This window comes from Cyanobium sp. Copco_Reservoir_LC18 (genome assembly GCF_009834675.1).
Classification (GTDB): Bacteria; Cyanobacteriota; Cyanobacteriia; order PCC-6307; family Cyanobiaceae; genus Cyanobium; species Cyanobium minutissimum.
On the sequence record NZ_ASAC01000020.1, the window covers coordinates 1 to 5475 of the forward strand.

The following is a 5475-nucleotide window of genomic DNA, read 5'->3' on the forward strand; positions in this document are numbered from 1 at the left end:
AGCGGCGGCCCTGCTGAACGCCTGCCTCGACCGGATCACCGAGGTGACCGACGAGCTCAAGCGCCTGATGGAGGAGTTCGAGAAGGAACTCGCCGTGCTGCGCGGCCGGGTGGATGGCCTGGAGGCCAAGGTGGGCGAGCTGGAGGCCACCCAGTTCTCCACCACCACCAAGTTCCAGGGTGATGCGGTCTTCGTGATCGGCGCCAACAGCTTCGGTGGCAACCAGGGCCTGCCGAACCCCGCCGTCGGTGTGCCGGCCGGTGCGGCCAACGCCTTCCCCGCCAACAACCGGCGCAACTGGGGCGCCACGGTGTTCAACTACGACATCCGCCTCAACTTCCTCACCAGCTTCACCGGCAAGGACCTGCTGTACACCCGTCTGCGCAGCGGCAACTTCAACAACAGCCCCTTCGGCGGCCAGCCGTACAACCTGATGGCGCTGGATCGCGCCTTCTCCCCGGTCGGTGGAGCTGACGTCGTCAACATCGACCGTCTCTACTACCGCTTCCCGATCGGCCGGGACTTCACCGCCCTGGTCGGCGCCCGGGCCCGGAACACCGAGTTCCTGGCGATCACGCCCTGGTTCTACAACGGTGGCATCCTCGATGTCTTCACGCTGCACGGCGCCCCCGGCACCTACAACAAGGCCACCGGTTCCACCTTCGGCCTGATGTGGAAGCAGAACGTCAAGAAGGGCAAGCCCTTCTTCGCGATCTCCACGGCCTACGTCGCCCCCAACGGCGACAACGGCAACCCCAACCAGGGGGGCCTGCTGAACGAGCGCAGCCGCGGCACCTGGACGACCCAGGCCGGTTTCGCCGGCAAGAACTGGCGCTTCGCCTTCGCCTGGAGCTACGTCCAGTGCGGCCAGAACTTCCGCCGCGGCACCTCCTTCGCCCAGCCGGCGGTCGACTGCCCCAACATCAACAACAACTTCCTGGGTTCGGAGAACTTCGGCACCAACGCCTCCTACTCCAACAACTTCGCCACCACCTTCGCGTGGCAGCCCAAGAAGAGCGGCTGGATCCCCTCGATCAACCTGGGCTGGGGCTACAACGCCCTCACCCAGCCCCAGCTGAACCCCCAGACCGCCCTGCTGCGCGTCGGGGCCACGTCGGTGCGGGTGCCGACCTTCGACACGGTGCCGACCTTCAACCAGTCGGCCAACCGGGGCGCCAGCCAGTCCTGGAGTGTCGGCCTGCAGTGGGCCGATGCGTTCGCCAAGGGCAATGCCCTCGGCATGGCCGTGGGTCAGCCGGTGTTCGCCACCTCCCTGCGCAACGGCCAGACGCCCCAGGACGGCAACTTCGTCTGGGAATGGTGGTATCGCTTCCAGGTCACCGACAACATCAGCGTGACCCCGGCGCTCTTCTACCTGAGCCGCCCCAACGGCCAGTTCACCACCGCCGGCCAGTCGAGCAGCGTGCTCGGCGGCCTGGTCCAGACCCAGTTCCGGTTCTGATTCTCCGGGGTCCCCATCGGTCCCCCCGGATCGGCGCTCCTTTCTCCTCACGCTTCCTCACAACTCCGCGCCCCCCTCTCCAGGGGGGCTTTTTCATGGCCGGGCGCCGGCGGGTCCCGTCCGGGCGTTCCCATCGGCGATGCTGGAGCCAGATGGCGCCGTCAGCGCATGGCCAGGACCTCCGCCGACCATTACGCCATCCTCGGGGTCACGCCCGGGGCCACCACCGCCGAAATCAAGGCGGCCTACCGGGCCCTCGTCAAACGCCATCACCCGGACGCCGGCGGTGATCCGCGCACGATCCTGGCCCTGAATGCGGCCTGGGAGGTGCTGGGCGACGGCGACCGGCGCCGCCATTACGACCATGGCGCCGGCGTTGGCGTGCCGGCGCACACCGCCGCTGGCGGTGCCGCGACGGCCAGGGGGCCAGCGGCGGCTCGCCACCGCGGCGTCGGGGCCGCCAGTGACGAGGAGCTGCTGGGCTGGCTCCAGCAGGTGTACGTGCCGATCGACCGGCTGATCGGGCAGGTGATCAATCCCTTCCCCGCCCAGCTGCGCTCCCTGGCCGCCGACCCCTACGACGACGCGCTGATGGAGGCGTTCTGCGCCTTCCTCGACCAGAGCCGGCAGCGCATGGAGAAGGTGGAGGCCCTCTACCGCTCCCGGGCCTGCCCAGCGGCGGCCAAGGGGTTCGGCCTCAGCCTCTACCACTGCCTCAGCCAGGTGCAGGATGCCCTGGTGGAGCTGGAGCGTTACACCATGGGCTACGTCGACAGCTACCTCCATGACGGCAAGGAGATGCTGCGGGAGGCCAGGCTGCGCCGCAGCCGGCTGAAGGAGGAACGGCGCCGGGTGGAGCTCTAGGCGGCGAGGGAGCCCTGGCCGGCGGGCATGGCCTCGAGCTGGTCGAGCCGCAGCCACACGTCGGGGACCGGCAGGCGCCAGCGCAGCTGGGCGTGCTCCCCCTGGATCGCCAGGATCTCTCCGGGCCCCTCGAACAGGTAGCCGGGGGGCACCGGGTCGCTCGCGGCGGCCTCCAGGCTGTTGGTGTAGGCGATTCGGTTCACCCTGACCAGGGCACCCTTTTTCAGGCTCGGGGGAGCGGCAGGCGCGGACTCAGCCATCGTGGGGAGGTGGGATCGACCCAGGTTAGGGCCGCCGGAACCTAACCTCGGCACTGGTTTCCGCTGGAACGGTGGGCATGCGACTGCTTCTGCTCGGATGCACCGGTTTCGTCGGCCGGGAGCTGGTGCCGTTCCTGCTCAACCTCGGCCACCAGCTCACCCTGGTCAGCCGTCGTCCCCGGCCCGACAGCGAGGCGGCCGACCCCCGGCTCATCACCCTCTGCTTCGATCCGTCCGACCCGGCCAGCTGGAACCAGCCGGCGCTGCGGGAGGCTCTGGCGGCGGCCGATGGGGTCGTCAACCTGGCGGGGGAGCCGATCGCCGACCAGCGCTGGACGCCGGCCCACCGCCAGCGCCTGCTCGACAGCCGCATCGGCACCACCACCCAGCTGGTGCGGGCGATGACGGCCCTGGCCACACCGCCCCGGGTGCTGGTGAACGGCTCGGCCGTCGGGTACTACGGCACCAGCCTCGAGGCCGCCTTCACGGAGGCCAGCCCCCCCGGCGACGATTTCTTGGCCCGCCTCTGCGCCCGCTGGGAAGCCGCCACCCAGGTCGCCCCCGAGGCCTGCCGCGTCGTGGTGCTGCGCGTGGGCATCGTGCTCGGCCCTGACGGGGGCGCCCTCGGCAAGATGCTGCCCGTGTTCCGGGCCGGTTTCGGCGGGCCGGTGGGCAGCGGCCAGCAGTGGATGAGCTGGATCCACCGCCACGACCTCTGCCGGCTGATCGTCACCGCCCTGGAGGACGACGCCTACGCCGGCCCCTACAACGCCGTGGCCCCGGAGCCCACCCGCATGGGGATCTTCGCCGCCAGCCTCGGCCGTTCCCTCGGCCGGCCCAGCCTGCTGCCGGTGCCCGGCCCCCTGCTGCAACTGCTGCTCGGCGATGGTGCCGCCGTGGTGCTGGAAGGCCAGCAGGTCCTCCCCGAGCGGCTGCTGGCCCAGGGCTTCCACTTCCAGTACCCGGACCTCAGCTCTGCCCTCGCCGCTGCCACCAGCCCAGCCCGCCGCTGAGCAGGGCCGCCGCCATCAGCAGGCCGATGGCGGGCGTGAACAGGGGCTGCCACAGCCGCTGGAACAGCTCCAGGGGCCCATCCAGCCGCTGGCCGTGCAGCACCACCGCCACGGCGAAGAACAGGGCCCCGGCCAGCACCAGGAAGACGTCGGCCACCAGCACGACATCGAGAACGCGGCGCACCTGCGCGACGGGGCCGGTGGGGGGAGTGCTCATGCCGGAGGGGTGAGCCGGGAGGGGGAAATCCCCGGTGTGCCCAAACCTAAACTCGACCGTGCTTGGTGTCCCGTGTGCCCCTTTCCCCTGCTCCCAGGATCCTGCTGATCAGCAACGGCCATGGGGAGGATCTCAATGGGGGATTGATCGCCGATGGCCTGCGCCAGTGCGATCCGGGACTGGAACTGGCGGCCCTGCCGATCGTGGGTGCCGGATCGGCCTACGGGCGCCGCGGCATTCCCCTCCTCTACGCGGGCCGCAGCCTGCCCTCCGGGGGCATGGTGTACCAGGGCCTCAACCTCTGGAAGGACCTGGCGGCGGGCTGGCTGCAGCAGAGCCTGGCCCAGCTCTGGGCGGCCTGGCGCCAGGGTCGCCGCTTCGATCTGGTGGTCAGCATCGGTGACCACGTGCCGCTGATCTTCGCCCTGCTCACCGGCCGGCCGACGGTGGTGTTCCTGGTCTCCACCTCCAGCTACTACGAGGGCCGGCTGCGGCTCTCCGCCCTCACCCGCTGGTGCTGCCGGCGGCGGCGGGTGCGCGTGGTGCTCACCCGCGATGCCTTCACCGCCACCGACCTGCAGGCCCAGGGCCAGGCCAAGGCCCTGTTCCGCGGCTACCCGATCATGGATCTGCCGCCACCGGACCCCGCCCAGGTGGCCCGCCTGCCGGGCACCCGCACGCTGGCGCTGGTGCCCGGCAGCCGCTTCCCGGAGGCCCTCCACAACCTGGTGCTGATGCTGCGGCTCTGCGGCCAGCTGGGCGAACGGGCCGGGGAGGGTCCCTGGCGCTTCCTGGTGGCGGTGGTGGAGAGCCCCCACTGGCGGGACCTGGAACCCCTGGCGGCGGCGGTCGGCTGGCAACAGGACGGGGGCGTGCTGCGCTCCGCCGGCGGCGACCTTGAGGTGCGGCTGCTGCCGGGGGCCCTGCCCTCGATCCTGGCCGCCAGTGACCTGGTGGTGGGCATGGCCGGCACCGCCGTGGAGCAGGCGGTGGGCTTCGGCCTGCCGGTGGTCCAGCTGGTGGGCCGGGGCCCCCAGTTCAGCTATGCCTTCGCCGAATCCCAGATGCGGCTGCTGGGTCCCACGGTCCACACCGTGGGGCGGCGCCCGGCCGACACCGGCGATCTGCGGGAGGCCGCCGGCCTGATCCAGCGCCTGCTGGCGGACCCCGACCTGCCCCGGCGCTGCGCCCAGGCCGCCCTGGAGCGGGTGGGCCCGCCGGGGGGCTCGCGGCGCATCGCCGAGACCGTGCTCGAGGCCCTGACCCAGGGGCGGCCGGAACTCAGCTGAGCCAGGCCTTCACCTTCTCCAGGGCCTGCCAGCCCGGGCGCCGCTGCAGGCCGTCGGCGATCGAGCCCTGCAGTTCCTCGGCCAGTTCCGGGGCCATCAGCATCACCCGCTTGACCATCTCGATGTGCTCCCGCACCCCCTTGGCGCCGGTTTCCAGCATCGCCACGCTCAGGTTGATGCGCGCCTGGGGATCCTGGGGGTTGAGCTTCACCGCGTTGCGGGCCGAGGGCAGGGCCGCCTGGGGCTGGTCGAGCAGCAGCTGCAGCCAGGCCAGACAGGTCCAGCCCGCCGACTGGCGCGGCTCCTGGGCCGTGATCTGCAGGAACTCGTCGATCAGCTCCTCGGGCGCGGCCCCCTGCTGGTAGCGGGC

General features: G+C 71.2%; 7 protein-coding genes. 4 read left to right on the plus strand and 3 right to left on the minus strand.

Annotation, left to right across the window (positions count from 1 at the left end; all coding sequences use genetic code 11):
* The coding region (locus L107_RS11170) for an iron uptake porin (RefSeq protein ID WP_159818857.1) at positions 1–1462 on the plus strand (1462 nt) is incomplete at its 5' end.
* Between the two features lie 168 nt (positions 1463–1630).
* Complete coding sequence (locus L107_RS11175) at positions 1631–2326, plus strand: J domain-containing protein (RefSeq protein WP_106223022.1); 696 nt, start codon at positions 1631–1633, stop codon at positions 2324–2326.
* Here the strand turns inward: L107_RS11175 and L107_RS11180 are convergent.
* Entirely contained in the window at positions 2323–2586 is a 264-nt protein-coding gene (locus tag L107_RS11180; RefSeq protein ID WP_159818859.1) for an NAD(P)H-quinone oxidoreductase subunit O, read from the minus strand. The genes L107_RS11175 and L107_RS11180 overlap by 4 nt on opposite strands.
* Positions 2587–2663: 77 nt before the next feature.
* On the opposite strand from L107_RS11180, the gene L107_RS11185 reads away from it, so the two are divergent.
* The gene (locus L107_RS11185) at positions 2664–3599 is read left to right on the plus strand and encodes a TIGR01777 family oxidoreductase (RefSeq protein ID WP_159818861.1); all 936 of its coding nucleotides are present in this window, start codon (positions 2664–2666) and stop codon (positions 3597–3599) included.
* On the opposite strand, the gene L107_RS11190 is transcribed toward L107_RS11185, so the two are convergent.
* Positions 3556–3816, minus strand: a complete 261-nt coding sequence (locus L107_RS11190; RefSeq protein ID WP_106223019.1) for a hypothetical protein — start codon at positions 3814–3816, stop codon at positions 3556–3558. The two genes, L107_RS11185 and L107_RS11190, sit on opposite strands and share 44 nt — an antisense overlap.
* A 74-nt stretch (positions 3817–3890) precedes the next feature.
* On the opposite strand from L107_RS11190, the gene L107_RS11195 reads away from it, so the two are divergent.
* Entirely contained in the window at positions 3891–5105 is a 1215-nt protein-coding gene (locus L107_RS11195) for a lipid-A-disaccharide synthase-related protein (RefSeq protein WP_159818863.1), read from the plus strand.
* Here L107_RS11195 and L107_RS11200 read toward each other — a convergent pair.
* A partial coding sequence (locus tag L107_RS11200; RefSeq protein ID WP_159818865.1) for a hypothetical protein occupies positions 5098–5475 on the minus strand: 378 nt, incomplete at its 5' end. The genes L107_RS11195 and L107_RS11200 overlap by 8 nt on opposite strands.